Source organism: Treponema sp. SP13 (genome assembly GCF_050938355.1).
GTDB classification, from domain to species: domain Bacteria; phylum Spirochaetota; class Spirochaetia; order Treponematales; family Treponemataceae; genus Treponema_D; species Treponema_D socranskii.
Genome location: NZ_JADOVM010000009.1, coordinates 1 through 17,811, shown reverse-complemented (window position 1 = coordinate 17,811; position 17,811 = coordinate 1). Strand labels below are relative to the sequence as shown.

At 46.5% G+C, this 17,811-nt stretch carries 17 protein-coding genes and 1 pseudogene; 9 read left to right on the top strand and 9 right to left on the bottom strand.

Annotated features, from left to right (window positions below; translation table 11 throughout):
* Positions 1 to 10: 10 nt before the first annotated feature.
* The 6 genes from IZU26_RS12600 to IZU26_RS12575 form a co-directional block, all read right to left on the bottom strand.
* Positions 11 to 1,015 carry an alpha/beta hydrolase gene (locus tag IZU26_RS12600; RefSeq protein WP_433279453.1) on the bottom strand — a complete coding sequence of 335 codons (1,005 nt, stop codon included), beginning with the start codon at positions 1,013 to 1,015 and terminating at the stop codon, positions 11 to 13.
* Between the two features lie 52 nt (positions 1,016 to 1,067).
* Positions 1,068 to 1,568: an L-2-amino-thiazoline-4-carboxylic acid hydrolase gene (locus tag IZU26_RS12595; protein WP_021329822.1), complete on the bottom strand. Its 501-nt coding sequence runs from the start codon at positions 1,566 to 1,568 to the stop codon at positions 1,068 to 1,070.
* A gap of 199 nt (positions 1,569 to 1,767) precedes the next feature.
* Positions 1,768 to 2,799 (bottom strand): extracellular solute-binding protein, encoded by a 1,032-nt coding sequence (locus IZU26_RS12590; protein WP_277055836.1) that lies wholly within the window; start codon positions 2,797 to 2,799, stop codon positions 1,768 to 1,770.
* Positions 2,800 to 2,872: 73 nt separating this feature from the next.
* Positions 2,873 to 4,543, bottom strand: coding sequence for an ABC transporter permease (locus IZU26_RS12585; RefSeq protein ID WP_310823657.1), 1,671 nt, complete (start codon positions 4,541 to 4,543; stop codon positions 2,873 to 2,875).
* Entirely contained in the window at positions 4,540 to 5,652 is a 1,113-nt protein-coding gene (locus IZU26_RS12580) for an ABC transporter ATP-binding protein (protein WP_433279450.1), read from the bottom strand. Before IZU26_RS12580 ends, IZU26_RS12585 begins: the two co-directional genes overlap by 4 nt.
* Before the next feature lie 29 nt (positions 5,653 to 5,681).
* The gene (locus IZU26_RS12575) at positions 5,682 to 6,293 is read right to left on the bottom strand and encodes a GntR family transcriptional regulator (RefSeq protein WP_433279448.1); all 612 of its coding nucleotides are present in this window, start codon (positions 6,291 to 6,293) and stop codon (positions 5,682 to 5,684) included.
* 163 nt (positions 6,294 to 6,456) lie between these two features.
* On the opposite strand from IZU26_RS12575, the gene metA reads away from it, so the two are divergent.
* From metA to IZU26_RS12535, 8 genes are all read left to right on the top strand, one after another.
* Positions 6,457 to 7,389, top strand: a complete 933-nt coding sequence (gene metA / locus IZU26_RS12570; protein ID WP_433279446.1) for a homoserine O-acetyltransferase MetA — start codon at positions 6,457 to 6,459, stop codon at positions 7,387 to 7,389.
* On the top strand, positions 7,377 to 9,044 hold the full coding sequence (locus IZU26_RS12565; protein ID WP_433279444.1) for a sensor histidine kinase: 1,668 nt from the start codon (positions 7,377 to 7,379) through the stop codon (positions 9,042 to 9,044). The genes metA and IZU26_RS12565 overlap by 13 nt, the downstream gene beginning before the upstream one ends.
* A 2-nt stretch (positions 9,045 to 9,046) precedes the next feature.
* A complete protein-coding gene (locus tag IZU26_RS12560) occupies positions 9,047 to 9,823 on the top strand; it encodes a response regulator transcription factor (RefSeq protein WP_433279442.1) in 777 nt (258 codons plus the stop codon).
* Between the two features lie 144 nt (positions 9,824 to 9,967).
* Positions 9,968 to 10,951, top strand: coding sequence for a tripartite tricarboxylate transporter substrate binding protein (locus IZU26_RS12555; RefSeq protein WP_433279440.1), 984 nt, complete (start codon positions 9,968 to 9,970; stop codon positions 10,949 to 10,951).
* A gap of 115 nt (positions 10,952 to 11,066) precedes the next feature.
* Complete coding sequence (locus IZU26_RS12550) at positions 11,067 to 11,513, top strand: tripartite tricarboxylate transporter TctB family protein (protein ID WP_021329777.1); 447 nt, start codon at positions 11,067 to 11,069, stop codon at positions 11,511 to 11,513.
* An 18-nt stretch (positions 11,514 to 11,531) separates the two neighbouring features.
* Complete coding sequence (locus IZU26_RS12545) at positions 11,532 to 13,052, top strand: tripartite tricarboxylate transporter permease (protein WP_433279438.1); 1,521 nt, start codon at positions 11,532 to 11,534, stop codon at positions 13,050 to 13,052.
* 2 nt (positions 13,053 to 13,054) lie between these two features.
* Entirely contained in the window at positions 13,055 to 13,750 is a 696-nt protein-coding gene (locus IZU26_RS12540; protein WP_433279436.1) for an MgtC/SapB family protein, read from the top strand.
* Between the two features lie 119 nt (positions 13,751 to 13,869).
* Positions 13,870 to 14,214 (top strand): type II toxin-antitoxin system RelE family toxin, encoded by a 345-nt coding sequence (locus tag IZU26_RS12535; RefSeq protein ID WP_433279434.1) that lies wholly within the window; start codon positions 13,870 to 13,872, stop codon positions 14,212 to 14,214.
* Positions 14,215 to 14,518: 304 nt separating this feature from the next.
* Here IZU26_RS12535 and IZU26_RS12530 read toward each other — a convergent pair.
* From IZU26_RS12530 to IZU26_RS12520, 3 genes and pseudogenes are all read right to left on the bottom strand, one after another.
* Positions 14,519 to 14,764, bottom strand: a pseudogene (locus tag IZU26_RS12530) (hypothetical protein); the annotation flags it as partial.
* Position 14,765: 1 nt separating this feature from the next.
* Positions 14,766 to 15,620, bottom strand: a complete 855-nt coding sequence (locus tag IZU26_RS12525) for an Rpn family recombination-promoting nuclease/putative transposase (RefSeq protein WP_433279482.1) — start codon at positions 15,618 to 15,620, stop codon at positions 14,766 to 14,768.
* Between the two features lie 109 nt (positions 15,621 to 15,729).
* Positions 15,730 to 16,680 carry a formylglycine-generating enzyme family protein gene (locus tag IZU26_RS12520; RefSeq protein WP_433279432.1) on the bottom strand — a complete coding sequence of 317 codons (951 nt, stop codon included), beginning with the start codon at positions 16,678 to 16,680 and terminating at the stop codon, positions 15,730 to 15,732.
* Between the two features lie 586 nt (positions 16,681 to 17,266).
* On the opposite strand from IZU26_RS12520, the gene IZU26_RS12515 reads away from it, so the two are divergent.
* Positions 17,267 to 17,811: ISAs1 family transposase (locus tag IZU26_RS12515; RefSeq protein ID WP_433279430.1), on the top strand; the 545-nt coding region annotated here is incomplete at its 3' end.

The window sequence follows — 17,811 nt, the reverse complement described above, 5'->3', positions numbered from 1 at the left end:
GCCACGCGCGCTACGCGTCCGCCTGCAAAGAGTTTTCGAGACGCGGCTTATTGTGAAAGGATGTGCCCGCATCCGTATCGCCTTCTCCGGATATGACGTGCCCTATCTTTTCGATAGCGAGGTGCGTTTCCCACAGGTGATCGTCGGCAAACTGAAAAAACGGCATCATCTTCGGCCACACATCGAGTTCGCACTGCCCGCCGTTCGATACGAGCAAATTCGAAAACCGTTCGGTATCGCCGAGTAAAAGCTCCTTTTCGCCGCACTGTATATACACAGGCGGAAAATCGGAAAGCTGTTCCTTTGCCGCATACAGAGGAGAGACGAGCGGATTCGTTAAATTGGAAACAAAGGTATATATCTCCCCGCAGCGCAAAAGCGTTTCTCCGTTTATCAATTCGTCCGAAGCTTTTTTACCCTTTGAAGCGGCAGCCTCTTCGGAAAAATCGAGCCACGGAGAAAGAAAGACGAGACGGGAAACGCCCGTACGGTATTTTTCGCGGAGGCTGAACAGGAGCGCACAAGCGATGGAAGCGCCCGAGCCGTCGGCAGCGATGACGATTTCAGGATGAGCGGCCGCTTTTTCCGCAGAAGCGTCGAGCGAACAGGCCACCTGCAATTCCGTGTACACCGTACGGAACACCGCCTGCACGTCTTCGAGCGCAGCCGGATAAGGATGAGCGGGCGCGAGGCGGAATTCGGGCACGACGACGCGGCTGAAAGATTTTGCCGCAAGGCGCGCGCAAAAACCTCGCCACGAAGCGCGGGAGCCTGCGATAAAGGAGCCGCCGTGAATATAGATGATGATGCGCCTCGAAGAATATATTTCGGGCGAAAGGACATCGCAGGAAACTCCTCCGTAATTGTAATCGGCGCAGTCGACGTGATTGGGCAAAACGGGACAGGCAAAACCTTCTTCCATCCTGCTTCGGAACGAGTCGACGTTTAATTTCGGAGCGTAGACGAGAAGCTTGAGCCGTTTGAACGCCGCCCGCCTGTCCTGTTGTACTGCCATTGGAGCAGTATAGCATTTTGCACGGAATTAGGCTATCATTTTTACGGCTATTTTACTTGTTTTTACGATAATGTAATTTACACGCAGCCGCTCCGTCGGCAATCGTATCTGCGATATCGAGCTCAAAGCCCATAGCTTTTGCGATTCCTCTATCACCGTCCATTGCAATATCACATAAGGTCGCGCGAGTTTGTTCATCCAACCCCAATTTATCCCACGCTTCACACAGCGGACAATATTTAAAGGAAAGATGCACATCGTCGTAACCGGAACTGACAGGATCCATATTGAATGTCGCCTGACCGGTTTTACTCGGTGTCTTATCCGCAAACTGTCTCATATCTTGCGGATCTGCGCATGCATTCTTTATCTTTTCTCCCTTGATAGTGCCGTAGCGGGTTATAGCTTTCCTCAGTATTTCTTCCGTATTTTTAATTCCCGCTCTCAGCATTTCGTCATATATCAAAGCAAGCCATGTCGCCCTTACTTCGATTTGATTTCGATTCACCTGAATATCCTTGGCAACTTGATTCGCGACATTATTATACGACATAGTTCCAGCCTCACATCCGTTAATTAATCAACACCCCCGACGCAAGCGTCGAGGTATGTTGTTCTCATAAGGTGGTTGCAGTCGGCTTTAATACCCTTTGTTACGACGCAAGCGTCGGGGTATTAAACCCTCCGCACGAATAAAATTTTCAAACCGCTTTCTTATCGAAAAAAATCCGATAAGAAAGCTGAAAGCATAATCAATTCAAACTCGCCCAGATTTTTGTCCATGCGTCTTTGATCTTTGCAGTATTTTCACCGACAAAAGCCTTGTTGTAATCAAGCAAATGAATCGTATCGAGCGGGGCAAGGATAGGATTAATCGGAACTTTCGGGTGAACGGGACGACCGCCGTATTTTTCGGCATATATTTGCTGTCCTTTTTTGCTGACAATCCATTCCACAAAATCTTTGGCGATCTCCATATTCTTTGCATTTGCGACAACGGCTGTTGCAAACATTCCGACAATCGATCCCTCTTTGGGGTATACGATGCGGATATTATTTGCTCCATCGAGAAGCTGCTGCGTAATTGCGCTTTCATACGAAAGACCGACAACATATTCTCCGTTCATAACCTGTTTGTAAACTGTAGATGAAGAGTTTGTCGTAACGCCTTTCAAATTTGTAATAAACGCTTTCAGATAATCGGTAAAACGGGTACTTCCGAGTCCGCCGTAAATTTCTTCCATATTCACAAGATGTCCCCACGCACTGGAAGAGGACGTCGGATTGGCATTGATGATTTTTCCCTTAAGTCTCGGATCGAGCAAAGAATCGTATCCGGTAATCTCAAAGCCCAATTTTTTCTCCAGATCTTTATTGACGACAAAAACGCTGATCTGCATAGCATAGGGATTCAAATATCCCGTCGGATCGATAGCATACGAAGGGTATTCTTTTGTACTCGGGCATTGATACGGTTCGATAAACGATTGAAATCCTCTAACGCCTTCATATGTCAATGCGCCGAGAACCGCATCCGCTTGAGGATTGTCTTTTTCCGCTTTTAATTTCGCAATCAATTCACCGGCGGAACCGGTAACGATTTCAATATCCAAATCGGGATGCTTTTCCTTAAAGGGAGGAATAACCGCTTCCAGCTGAGCATCGTTACAAGTCGTGTAAAGAACAAATTTGTTATTTACCTTTCCCGCATCTTCGCCTCCTCGTGCAAAGACAAAACCCGTTGTAATCGCTGAAACAACCGCAATAAGCAAAGCTTTTTTCATAAAAAACCTCCTTTTCTAAAATCATCACAGATGATTTCCCTATATATGTCGTCACAAGACGAACGATATCAAATCAAACGGATATTTCACCGTCTTTCGATACAAACATATAGACTGCTATCGAAATCATTGTCAGCAGCATTAACATGGTTGCATACGCAGTAGCTATCCCTTCCGTACCACGAACAATATTCGTATACACGGCAAGGGTGAGTGTCATGGTCTTATTACTGTACAGAATTATCGCAGAGGACAATTCGGTTATGATCGCTACCCAGCTCATAATTGCACCTGAAATGACCCCGCCCGACATCATAGGAACCGTGATTCCCCAAAATGTTTTCATCTTGCTCGCACCGAGATTTATCGAAGCTTCTTCAATGCTCATAGGTATCTGCTGTAAGATGGCGACAGAAGAACGAATCGTATACGGCATTCTTCTAATGACGACGGAAACGATCATTATCGTCACCGTTCCCGTCAATATAATAGGCTTCGTATTAAACGCCATTATCATCGCTATGCCCACAACGGAACCGGGGATAATATACGGAATCATTGAAAGCGTATCGATCATATTGTTTACCGTTCGCTTTCTTCGTACGACAAGATATGCTATCAGAATTGCGAACAACAAAATTAAAAACAATGCCAAGCCGCCGACTTTCAGAGTATTGCCCATATATCGAAACGCGCCCTTACTTACGGCTCCCTTGTAATTATTCAAAGAATATCCGGGCAGCATCACTTGATTTTTCATATTTCGAAACGAAGCCGCGATCACATAGATTTGCGGTAAAAAAGCAAGAGCAACGACTGCATAGGAAAATATATGCGCAAAAACATTTACGCTGCAAACCGTTTTTTTTGCAACGATCGAATGCATGGAATTGATTGTAAATCCGAATTTTCGCGCTATAGTCTTTTGAAAAAGAAAGACCGCTGCCGTTATGAGAATTGCAATTACGCTTATCGCAGCGGCAAAATTGTTATTTCCTCCCATTTCATTTAAATATTGATTGTATATTTCAACGGTAAAGGTTCTGTAACCCTCCCCGATTAAAAGCGGTACTCCGAAATCGGAAAACGATCGCATAAAAACTAAAAGAGAGGCGGCAAGGATAGTCGGCATGGTGAGCATGAGCGTCAGGTAAAAAAAACATCGAATCCCCGATATGCCGAGATTTTCAGATGCTTCCAATAAGGAATTATCGATATTTTTAAATGCACCTATCATGTATATGAATACGAGGGGAAACAACTTTAAAGACTGAACCAGAACAATACCGTGAAAGCCGTAGATGCTTCCCAACGTCATCCCGAACGTCGAAAAAAGTTTGGTTATCATGCCGTTCCTTCCCAACAGAAGGATCCAAGAATACGCACCGATAAAAGGAGCACTCATCGAGCAAAGGATACAAAGAATGTATAAAATTTTTTTGCCTTGAAGCGGGAAAAAACAATAAAAATATGCCAACGGTATCCCAATCAGTAAGGAAAAAAACGTAACGAAGATACCGACTTTAAAACTGTTGACAAGTGTCGCAAAATAATATTTTTGACTGAAAAATTGAAGAAAATTTGCAAACGTAAAATTTCCTTCGCTTGAAAAAAAAGCCTGTCGAACAATTTTTAACAAAGGGTAACAAAGAAATAATCCGAACAACAGTAAAAGCCCGATACTCACAAAAGTCCAGATATCAATATTTTTTATCCGTTCCGCGAACGTTTTATATCTGTTCATATACCGGTTTCCTCTTTATCTTTTTTTACACACATGAAAATATTTTTTTCGGTTTCTTTGTCGAAAATATTGATCTTCGATGCCTTGACGGTAAGCACAACGGAAGAGCCGACGGGAAGGATTTCATCGGTCGTCGATTCTTGAATTATTTCAACGCTTTGTCCGCAATCCAGATTTACGAAATAATGCGTATTCAAGCCGAGAAATACACTGTCTTGTATAATACCTTTGAGTCCCCGGCTGCCGGTTTTATTTATCATAAAGTCTTCCGGTCTGACACAAACGACGACGTCCCGCTCTCCAAGCGCTTCTTTTTCCGCGTTTTCCATGCCGACTTTATAAGTATCGTCAAATAAAATATCACCGCCGCTTTGCAGCTTCGCATCTAAAAGATTCGATTTTCCGATAAACGAGGCGACAATTAAATCTACCGGTCGTTGATAAATATCTTTCGGAACTCCGATTTGATGAATTACCCCGTCTTTCATGACCGCTATGCGATCCGAAATAGCCATCGCTTCTTCCTGATCATGCGTCACATAAACCGTTGTAATCCCGATAGTATGTTGTATGTTCTTGATGACAGCTCGCATTTCAACTCTCAGTTTTGCATCAAGATTCGACAGCGGTTCGTCCATAAGCAACACATCGGGCTTTATGACAAGAGCACGTGCAAGAGCAACCCGCTGCTGCTGACCTCCCGAAAGCCGCTCGGGCATACGATCCGCATATTCCGCGATCTGCATAAGGTTGAGAAATTTCACAGCTTCTTCGCGTATCGTTTTCTGATCCAGATGTCTCGCTTTAAGACCGTACTCAACATTCTTTCTGACAGTCATATTCGGGAAAATAGCGTAGTTTTGGAAAACCATTCCCGTATTCCGCTTTGCAGGATTCAAATCGTTTACTCGAGTATCATTAAAAAGAAAATCACCCCCTTCGATCGTATTAAAACCCGCGATCATTCTCAGCAGCGTTGTTTTTCCGCATCCGGAAGGTCCCAACAGAGTAAAAAATTCACCTTTGTTGATTTTCAGATTCAAATTCTTAATAATTGTCTTATCGCCGTATTTTTTTACAGCATCTTTGATCGTTATATTTACGCTCATATATGAATCCTCCGCATTAGAGTTTATATTCAAACATATTTTATCATTGCAAATTTTCGCGCTTCTTCAAGATGCGTTCGAACCGCTTGAGCCGCTCTTTCAAAATCGCCGCGCAGTACGTATTTCGCTATAGTAATATCTTCACTAAAGCTTTTGTTTAAACGTATTTCATTCGGATGATACGTTCGATTTCTGATATTTTGACTTTCAAGATTGAGCAATATTTCACGCAAACGCCGATTCGGACACGAATTATACAAAATCGAATGGAATTCCATATGCAAATGAAGTTTTTGTCCTAAAGATGAAACGCGCTCGCATCTTTTGATAAATTTCTCCAGTTTTGATTTATCAAGCATATCGCCGTATCGCCGTACCAATTCCGGTTCCAAAAGAAGCCGTATATCCAACACTTCAAGCATATCTTTGAGTGTTATCCCGCAGACAATCGCCCCTTTTTTCGGAATAAGAGTAACAAGATTTTCACTTTGCAGCTTAGCCAAAGCATTGTGGACGGGTGTTCTGCTCACGCCGATATCTTTAATGAGTAAGGTTTCATTTAACACGGTTCCGGGTTCGTATTTACAATCGAGAATATTTTTTTTGATTATTTCATAGGCAGTATCTTTTAAATATTTCATACACGATATATTCCATTTTTGTGTTATGCATATTCAATAACAGATGCATACATCTGAATTCGATTATACCTCATCCTGCCGACTTGTCAAGAAAAAAATCAAAAAGTTTATTAAAAATGCGTAGGCTAGCAGTATAAAGCATTTTCCGCTATACTTATTCACTATGCCAATTAAGATTCAATCGGATTTGCCGGCGCGCAGTATCCTCGAGCGCGAAAACGTATTCGTCATGACCGATACGCGGGCTAAAGCGCAGGATATCCGTCCGTTGAAAATCGCGATCGTCAATCTTATGCCGGTAAAAGAAATAACGGAAACGCAGCTTTTGCGCGTTTTGGCAAACACGCCGCTGCAAGTCGAAATATCGCTCGTGCGCATGGAAAATCACGTGTCGCGCCATACGAGCCGCTATTATCTCGAAAAGTTTTACATCACGACGAGCGCGCTTTTAAATCACAAATTCGACGGCATGATCATAACCGGTGCACCCGTCGAACAACTGCCCTTCGAACAAGTCGATTACTGGGACGAACTGTGCGCCATCATGGACTACGCGAAGACGAACGTGTTTTCGACGCTGTACGTGTGCTGGGGCGCGTTCGCGGGATTGTATCACCTGTACGGCATCGATAAACATCCGCTCGACAAAAAAATGTTCGGCGTATTTATGAACACGCGCCTTACGAACGCCGATCCGCTGCTGAGAGGCTTCGACGACAGTTTTCCGATTCCGCAGTCGCGCCACACAACGATCCGAGCCGAAGACATCGCTTCTTGCAAAGCACTCGTCGCCCTCGCTTCTTCACGAGAAGCGGGAACGACGCTCATCAAATCGAAAGACAACCGCGAAATCTTTATGACCGGTCACCTCGAATACGATACCGACACGCTTGCCGAAGAATATGTCCGCGACAAAAAAAAGAATCTTCCGATCGCAATCCCCGAGCACTATTTTCCGGGCGACGATCCGCAAAAAACGCCCTCTTCGACGTGGAGAAGCACGGCGCACTTATTCTATTCGAATTGGCTCAACTATTACGTCTATCAGGAAACGCCGTTCAATTTCGTCACAAGTTGTAAACGATGCGTACTGTAAAACACGAAAAAAACAGTTTTCACGATGCGATGCTCCGTATCGTCGCCGTTTCGTCTCTCCTGCCTCTTTTTTCGGCAGCGGTCGCATTTTTTATTTTCGCCTATATTTATTTCAACGCAGGTGTCCTTGCGGAAAACAAAGGAGACAACGAAGCGGTCGTGCGCGAATTGCGCTCGATTTTTCAAACGTATGCGCAGGAATTGAATTCGTCGGCTTTCGACTTTGAAGCGAAACTGCCGCAAGATAAAAACGACAATACCTTTTTGACGCTCGAAATTCAATTTATGAACCGGCAGGGACATTCGGCCGATTTTTACCTCTTCGACGACGCTTCGCGCCTGATCCTTTCTTCGACTTCCATGCCGCTCTCCTTTATGCCGCCCGATGTCGGACGGAACTGGGGTTTATACAAGCGGATGACGGATCGGCCGGGCACCGTTCAATGTGCATTTTTCCGCGGTAATTTCCTCATCGGAAAAAAGCTCGCCGAAAGCTATGCCGTATTTGTCATCCCCGCATTCTATTTTATAAACCACACGCTCGAGCACGTTTCAAATATCGTCGTCGCAAACCGTTACGGAGAAATCGCGCTTGCATCGACGGCAATGTTTACCGGTAATTTTAACCGCTTGAATCCTCAGACCGCAAAAGCATCGTCTTTTTTTTCTTTTAAGAACAACCGCTATTTTAAAACGGAGCGCCGCATACGTCTTGCAGATGAAGCGCTTATCGTTTACGCCTTTTCCGCCGTAAAACGGAGTTTCGCGATGCTCGTCTTAGGCGGTTCGATATTGCTGTGCATCATCGCGCTTTCAGGCGTCATCACCTATGCGGCCGTCGCGCGCTCGGTTACAAAGCGGACGGAATCGATCGACAAAATAACGGCGTGTTTCGATGAAGTGCAAAAAGGCAATTTAACAAAGCGGATGATACTCGAAGAAAACGACGAATTCGGCGTCATCGCGGATTCGTACAATACGATGATTCAAAGCATCGACGAGCTGCTGCGGAAGAATAAGGAGATAAACGAAGAGACGACGAGGGCGCAAATCAAACAGCTTGAAAGCCAATTCAATCCGCATTTTCTGTCGAACACGCTGCAGGTTATCAAATACATGGTAGCCCTCGAACCGGACGCCGTCCCTGCGATCATCGATCATCTTTCAAAACTGCTCCGCTACAGCATAAACGCTTCGGAAGCTCGGTGTACGCTTGCCGAAGATTTGGAATACACGAAAAACTACATCGCGATCCAGCGCTTCCGTTTTACCGATACGCTCGACTGCAAAATCGATGTTTCAGAAGCGGCGCAAAGCTGCATCGTACCGAAACTCCTCGTGCAGCCGCTCATCGAAAACGCAATCCAATACGGTTTTGCCGCCGAAAAGCGAAAATTATTAATTATTATACGCGCTCATATCGAAAACGGAAACCTCGTCATCAACGTTACGGATGACGGTAACGGCATGGACGAAAAAAAAGTTTCCGAACTGCACAAGATGCTTTCCGAGCGTACGCGGACGACGAATCACTTCGGCCTGTACAATATCGCAAAACGCATACGCTTGCTCTACGGAGAAAAATCGGATATGATTATTAAAAGCGGTTTGCATCGCGGAACTTCAATAACGATATCTTTTCCCGCAGTATTTTGATTATGTATAAAGTGCTTATCGCAGAAGATGAAGAATTGATCCGCCGAGGACTGGTCTACACGATAGATTGGCTTTCACTCGGCTGCACCGTCGCAGGAGAAGCGGCGGACGGCCTTGAGGGCTTGCAAAAGATCAAAGAGACGCGTCCCGACATCGTCATCGCCGATATCCGTATGCCGGGCATGAGCGGCCTCGAAATGATTGAAAAGGCCAAAGCCTGCGGTGAGCGTTTTTATGCGATCATCCTGTCGAGCTACAGCGAATTCGATTATGCGAGACAAGCGATCCTCCTCGACGTCGGCGAATACTTGGTTAAACCGATCGTCGACGACGAACTCGAAGAAGCGATCGAAAGAGCAAAAGAGAAAATCGGCGAATCGGCAAAAACCGCTATCGACGAAACGGCGGAAACGGATACCGATCAAAGCGGCCGCGTGCTTCGATTTTTCAACGGCAGCGTACAAAGCGGCAACTTTTACGTTGCGGAAACGATCAAGCATATCAAAGACGACTACCGGACAAAGATTACTATAGAAGATATAGCGGCCTCTCTCGGCGTTTCCGTAAGCTATTTGAGCAGAAAAATCAAACAGGAAACGAATATGACCTTTGTCGATCTGCTCAACGGCTTGCGTATCGCAAAGGCAGCCGAATTGCTGAATACGGGAAAATACCGCATGTACGAAATCGCCGAAATGACGGGTTTTACGAATTACAAATATTTTTGCACGGTTTTTAAACGCTACACGGGTTACGCACCGTCAAAGCTCGTCCGATAAAAGTCTCGGCGCAGAGGATTTGCACGGCAAACGAAGACGCAGGCACAAACGTGCGAAGTTCATTTTTCCGAACCTTTTTACCGAATTTTAGGATTGTGTTATTAATAAAGGGGAATTAAAATTAATAAATAAGAGGTATTAACTATGAAACGAAGCATTATTTTAACGGCGGCTTTTGCGGCCGCCGTGCTCGCAGGCTGCTCGAAAAAATCGGGAAGCGGCGCGGAAAGTGCAGCTTCGAGCTGGAAGCCGGAAAAAGACGTAACGGTTATCGTCGCATACAAAGCCGGAAGCGGTACGGATACGGGCGCACGTATTCTGTGCTCGGTCGCCGAAAAATACGTCGGCAAAACGCTCATCGTCACGAACAAAGAAGGCGCCGACGGAAAAATCGGATATACGACGCTCGCAACTTCAAAGCCAGACGGCTACACGATCGGCTTTATCAATCTGCCGACCTTCAGTTCGCTTTCCATCCAGCCGAACAGCCCCTTTACGAAAGATTCGATCGTTCCGATCTGCAATCACCTGTTCGAACCTTCGGTCGTCGTCGTACGTAAAAATGCGCCGTGGAACACGATCGAAGAATTGATCGAATACTGCAAAGCGCACAAAAACGAAGTAAAATGCTCGACGAACGGCGTCAAAGCGTCGAACCACATCGGCGCGCAGCTTTTGGCAAAAGCGGCCGGCTTTGAAATCAGCTGCATCCCCTACGGCGGAACCGCCGACCAGCTCCTCGCGCTTCGCCAGGGCGAAGTCGATATGTCCGTTCCGAAATCGGCCGACGTTGCGCCGCTCATCGGAGATAACGGAGAGCTCAAAGTGCTCGCGACTTACACGGAAAACCGTCTCGCAGAAATGCCGGACGTTCCGACGCTGAAAGAAAAAGGCTACAATCTCGTCTACGGTTCGGCACGCGCCCTCGTCGCGCCGAAAGATACTCCGCAGGCTGCAATCGATTTCTACGTCGATGCGTTCGAAAAGACGATAAACGATCCCGACAATATCGAAAAGAGCAAAAACGCGGGTCTCGCCCTCGACTTTATGTCGCCCGATGCGCTCGGCCAGTTTATGGACGCGCAGGAGGACTTCGTCAAAAATACGCTTCCCACATTGTTTAACTGACGAAGCGACCATCAAGCGCCGATTGATCCGCATGGCACCGATCGGCGTTTTCAGAAAGCTGCGGTCGGCTGTTTTATGCCGACGCGGCTTTACCCTCTCCTTCTTCGGAGGTTATATGAAAAAAAGCGACATCATTTTAGTTGCGGCGGTCTATGCGATTACCGCTTTTTTCTTTGTTATGGTGCTGCAGTACCCGAGCGATGTGCGCATCTATCCGATCTTTATCATGACAGTGCTCGCCGTATTGACGACGATGCATTTGGTCGGCTGCCTCGTAAAATTCGCCCGGGAGAAAAAAATCGAAAACGATATGCCCCTTCTCTTCGAGCATTTTAAAGCCAAGCAATTTTTTACCGTTTTTGCAATGTTGTCCGCATACGTCGTTTTAATAAGCATACTCGGTTTTTACATTTCAAGTCTTTTGTTTATCGCGGGAACGCTTATATTTTTTAAGATCAAACCGCTGTACATCATCATAACGACCGCCGTGTTTCTCGTTTTAATCTACGGCGGATTTTCAACATTCCTGCATGTTCCGCTTCCGCGCGGTCTGCTGCTCTAAAAAGGCGGGAGGTACTTTATGGATTTTTCATTAATCGGCGCAGGATTCGTCAACGCCGTTATGCCGCTCAATCTGCTTGCCATGCTGTTAAGCACGACGATCGGCATCATGATCGGAGCCCTTCCCGGTCTTTCGGCTGCTATGGGTGTCGCGCTCATCATTCCGATCACCTTCGGTATGCCGCCTTCGACCGGTCTCATCGTACTCGCAGGCATTTACTGCGGTGCGATTTTCGGCGGATCGATTTCAGCGATATTGATTCACACGCCCGGTACTCCCGCTTCCGCAGCGACTGCGATCGACGGTTATCAGCTGACGCTCCAAGGCAAAGCGGGCAAAGCGCTCGGAACTGCGGTTATCTCGTCTTTTTTCGGCGGGCTTTTAAGCTGCATTTCCCTTTACTTTTTTTCGCCGCCGCTTGCAAAGCTCGCGATGGCGTTCGGAAGCCCGGAATATTTTTGGCTTTCGATTTTCGGTTTGACGATTATCGCCGGCGTCAGCTCCGACTCTATGATAAAGGGGCTCATCTCCGGCGCGTTCGGTCTTTTGCTGTCGACGATCGGCATGGATACGATGAACGGCGTATTCCGCTTTACGTTCGGACAGGCGGCCTTGTATGAAGGGCTTCCGTTTACCGCGACGCTCATCGGACTCTTTTCGATGTCGCAAGTCCTCGTGCTCGCCGATCACAAAATCCGTAAAGCCGGAGAATTGGTCGAGTTCGACGACCGCGTCCTCCTCAACCGTAAGGAGATGAAGCTGATCGCCCCGACGATTTTGCGCTCGTGGATTATCGGCAACGTCATCGGTATCCTCCCGGGTGCGGGCGCGTCGATTGCGTCGTTCCTCGGCTATAACGAAGCGCGGCGTGCATCGAAGCATAAAGAAGCGTTCGGGCACGGAAGCATCGAAGGAGTTGCCGGCTCCGAAGCGGCGAACAACGCGGTTACCGGAGGTTCTCTCATTCCGACGCTCACGCTCGGCATTCCCGGCGAAAGCGTTACGGCGGTTCTCATGGGCGGTCTTTTGATCCACAATATGCAGCCCGGCCCCGACCTCTTCAACAAATACGCTGCCGTCACCTATACTTTTTTTGCGGGCTTTGCGTTCGTGCAGTTTTTTATGCTCGCGCTCGGATTGTGGGGCAGCAGGTGGTTTGCAAAGATTTCGCGCGTATCAGACGCGATTTTGATCCCGATCATATTCGCGCTGAGCGTCGTCGGCTCTTATGCGATCCGCAACAGCATGGCCGACGTCGTCATCATGTTCGTATTCGGCGTCATCGGCTATTTCGTAAAGCTCTTCGGATTGAACTCCGCAGCGATCGTCCTCGCGCTCATCCTCGGCCCGATCGGAGAACGGGGGCTCCGCCGCTCACTCTTGCTTTCGAAGGGAAATCCTGCTATCCTGTTTTCAACACCGGTATGCTGGGTATTGATAGCTTTATGCGTATTCAGTATATTCTCTCCGATGCTCATGCAAAAGTTGGAAAATAAATACAAGGAGCGCGATCCGAACGCGGATATGCCGAAAGACTGACAATGACGAATGCCGTTTTTGATTTACCGGAAATACTGACATCGCTGAATACCGTTTCGGTGTTTGCACGCCTCGCACTCGCCGTAGCGTTCGGCGGTATACTCGGATTGGAGCGGGGCAGAAAGCATCGGCCTGCGGGTTTTCGCACGTACATGATCGTCTGCCTCTCTTCGGCTCTCGTTATGATCACCGATTTATACCTCGTCGAATTTTACGGTACGGGAGATCCCGCGAGGCTCGGTGCGCAAGTTATCAGCGGCATCGGTTTTCTCGGCGCCGGCAGCATTATGATAAGCAATATGCGCATCAAAGGCATTACGACCGCCGCCGGCCTTTGGGGATCGGCGGGATTGGGACTGGCGCTCGGCGCGGGGTTCTACATCGGTGCATTTATCACCGGAGTCTTTTTGCTTATCATCATGACGATTATGAGCCGGATCGACGCACGGATGAACGCGATGTCTCGCTCCATGATCATCTTCGCCGAATTCAAATCGACGGAAGCGCTTTCGTCGTTCGTAAAAGAAGCGCGTAAAATGAACTGTACGCTGTCCGACATCGAAATGAAAAAATCGCAGCTCGACGGTGATTACATCGGCGTCAACATCGCGATTTCGCTTCCGAAACGGCGAAATCACGCCGAAGTCATCCAGCAGTTCGGTGCGCTCAAAGGAGTAAAATACATCGAAGAACTGTAAAGCGCGGTAAACAATCGACTCAGGACAACCGCACGGAAATCAAGTTTTACCCAAAAGCGGTAACAATGCCTGAGGATTCATAAGAGCGCCGAACATAATGCCGTTCAAAGGCGAACGTCGTGGCCGCCGCAAATAAAAAAATTCATATCGAATTGATACGAGAAGCGCTGGAAGATTATAAAAAGCTTGACGGCAGCGTGCGGAAAGACGTAGCAAAAAAAATTGATAAGCTGGCGGACAATCCTTTTGCAGGTGATTCGCTCGGCAACAAAGACAATATCGATTTAACCGGCTACTACAAACTCTATGCCTGCGATAAAAAGATACGTATCGTATACAGACTTATCACGCCCGAAAGAGTGGAAATCATAGAAATTTGGGGAATCGAGAAAAGAGATACAATGGCAATTTATAAAACGATCGGAAAAAGAATAAAAAATCGTCTCACGAAACCGAAATCTTGAGAGCTCTCCGATAATTTGCAGGCAGCGCATACTTTTTAGAAACAGCGGCAATAAAAAACATCATAAAAGAAAGAGCAACCTCTAAAAGCTTCAGTTTTTAGAGGTTCCCATAACTATACGAGATGCTCATACAACGGTATACGAGACGCTCCTACAACAGCATACGAGGTGTTCGTACAGAAGTATACGAGCCGTTCGTACAGCGGTATACGAAGCGTTCGTACAGAGATGTGTATCGATCCGCTGTTTTTCAGCCGTACGCGGAAGTGCTCCACGGCCGTATGTGAATTACCCATTATCCGAATTACAGTTTTTCAATTTCTTCATCGGAAAGGCCTGTCATCTGCTGAATAAAAGACGGTTCGCAATTTGCCTGCTTCATAAGCCTTGCCGTTTCAAGAGCTTTTTGGTGCGAGCCGTCGGCAAAACCTTGTTCAATACCGCGCTCGATTCCTTGCTCAATGCCCTGTTGTATGCCAATCCTTAAGCTTTCTTCTCGCTGTACTGCAATGTCCGTATCATAGTCATATTCGGCTACTAACATATTGATTTTATAAAGCCTTTATTTCTTCTTTGGAAAGCCCTGTAACCTTTGAAATTAAGTCAATGCCAAGATTTTCATACCTCATTAACTTCGCCGTTTCAAGGGCTTTTTGATGCGAGCCGTCAGCAAAGGCTATTCGTCTTTCTTCAGATCTTTGTACTGCAATGTCCGTATCATAATCGTATTCGGCTACTAACATATTAATTACCTCCCGTGATTTTCTCTGTAGGTATTCTTTTAATATTCCTTTTTCTATACATATCTTTACCGCATTGGTAAAGCCGTTTTCGCTGTCGAGTTGCGTTTGCTTTCTGACTTCTTCTACAAAGAGGCTGTATTCCTCTAACGGTTTGCATGCCGCTAGGATTTTACTTGCCTTATCCGTATTGATATTTAAAACCTGCACCGTCAACTCCAATGGTGCCGATTCGGGTTTTGTTATAAACGCATCAGATAACTTTAGAATTGTACTTTCAGGGTAGTCTTCTGTGCCGTTATAAAAAACGTAGAATTCCGGTGTAGGGATTTTTGAGAGCTTTCTTAGATACCGGTCGGTGGGTGCTTGCAGTTTTTCGTAGAGTCTCGCAATATATTCTAAAAAGCGCAAAGGCATATTTTCATTTATAGTTGATTGATGTTCTGCAAGCACTATGATTTTATTGTCTACAAGGCAGGAAACATCGTTTATTATGTTCATGTACATGACATTATCGAGCCTTATATTTTCTACAGGACAAGACATCTGCAGGTTTGTACCGTGCAAGGCGTTATAGAGCGATAAAAAATTCTCCTTTGCTTTTTCGTCCTCACTGAATAAATCGACGAAAACCGAGTCTTTATATTTTCTGTTTGAAATGCTCATAGCTGTTCCCCCCACATTTTTCATTCCGATAGTATTATACCACACGTACCGTCGTTTTGTAAGGGATGATATTTTTTAATAGGGACGGTTTACACCATTCGTGTGAGCTCTAGGGACGACAAGCCAGCCGCAAACCAATATTGTTGACGCGGGATTCGGGATTGTTGAAGCCCCGAAACGCACGAGGGACGCCTTCTGCATTGCTGTTCCAGCTGCCGCTGCGCTCGACGCGGAAATGACCGGAGTCAGCACCGGTCGGATCCTGCCCGCCCGGAGGCATGTTTTCATCGTACCAATCCCAGCACCATTCATATACATTCCCGCTCATGTCGTAGAGCCCATAACCGTTCGGCAATTTCTTCTTCACTTCATGCGTCTTCCCGCCGCTATTCGCCTCATACCACGCATAGTCTTTAAGTTCGTTCGCTACATTCGTTCCTGCCCATTTATCGCTTGTTCCGCCTTTGGCAGCCCATTCCCATTCCGCCTCCGTAGGAAGTCTAAAACCGTTTTTACTCCAATCGCATACGGCCTTATTCCAATCATTATTAGACGATGTAGGTATGCCGCCAAAGTTCAGTACATCGAAGTCTACCCCGCTTACCGTGTAACACGGATCAAGATTGCACAACTTACTCAGCTTATTGCAAAATGCTATACACTGATACCAGTTTACCTTCTCTACCGGCCGCTTCCCCTGTTCTTCGCCGTTTGCAGGCGGGTTGGAACTTCCCTGAAAATTGCTCGGATTATTGCCCATCACCGCTTGCCACAGCTCCTGCGTTACCTCCGTCTCTCCGATCAGATATGCACTCAAGCTTACCGTGTGCGGGGCATTAGTGTGTCCTATGCTTCCATTCGTTACGGCAGCGATGCCTTTCATCGTAAAGCTTATCCCACTTACCATGTAGGTTTTGTCTGCTGACGACGGTGTACCCGTTCCGCCACCTGAGCCGCTTCCATTCGAGCAGCCGGTAAAAAGCAGTGCCAGCGCTAAAAGTGCGGCTGTGATGAGTGCCGTCGTTCCTTTCTTCTTGTTGTGAAATCTAAATTTTGTCATAAAAATCCTCCTGCCAAAGTTTCTTTTAATTGGTAATTGTTAATGTGTAAATTAAATTGTCCAATTACCAATTATCAATTATCCATTACTCATTAAATCAATTACCGATTTGCGTGGGTATATAAAAAAACGCACAAAAGACGATGAGTCCTTCGTGCGTGGAGTGCGGAGTGTATAATGTGCGCCCTTATATGAGGGCGGTCGGTATGCGGAGGATGAGCGGAATCAGCCCTTAGCAGAGAAGCAGAGAAGCAGAGAAGCAGAGAAGCAGAGAAGCAGAGAAGCAGAGAAGCAAAGAAGCAAAGAAGCAAAGAAGCAAAGAAGCAAAGAAGCAAAGAATTTTGCTCGACCTGCGCAGTCGTGTCAAGTACTCTGTGCAGCGTACCGTTTGCAGATGCTTACTCGCGATGACGGCGCGGAATGCGGAGGAAGGATGTGGTATACGCTCTCTCATAGCGTTAAGTATAGGGCATAAAGCGGAGCTTGGCAAGGGGACATTTTATCTTTATTACCGTCTCCAAAGACCCACGGAAATCAATTTTCAGAGGTACTATTTAAAAAGTTGAAAAAGTGCTAGAGTGCGGGTATGAGGTGGGAAACATTAGAAGACGCACTCGAAGTGCTTGAGACGGAGCGGGAATACGACGGATATTTTTGCAGCGTACAAGATGCGGTTATCATCGTGATTCTGGGAAGCCTATGCGATTTACAAAGCGTAAAGAAAATCCACGCATGGGCAACGACCGAACATGTCAGGAAGTTTCTGGAAGAAACGTTTGGAATCAAACGGATACCGTGCTACTGGTGGCTGTTAAGCCTGCTTGCAATCATACGGCCGGAATCATTGAATGAGTGTATGAAACAATGGGTTGCTTCTGTTGTACCGGAACTTGCAGCAAAGCTTGAGGCAGAAGAAAATGAACAAAGTAAGCAAAAGAAAAAGACGTTGACGATTGCCATAGACGGAAAAGAAATCCGCTCGACGGGAAAGATGAAAAAATACGACAATCCCTTACATATCATCAGTGCACAGATAGGGGAATTGGGGCTGACACTTGCCCAAAGAACGGTCGAATCAAAAAGTAACGAGATTCCAGCCGTACCGGAATTGATAAAAGAGCTTGCAATTCC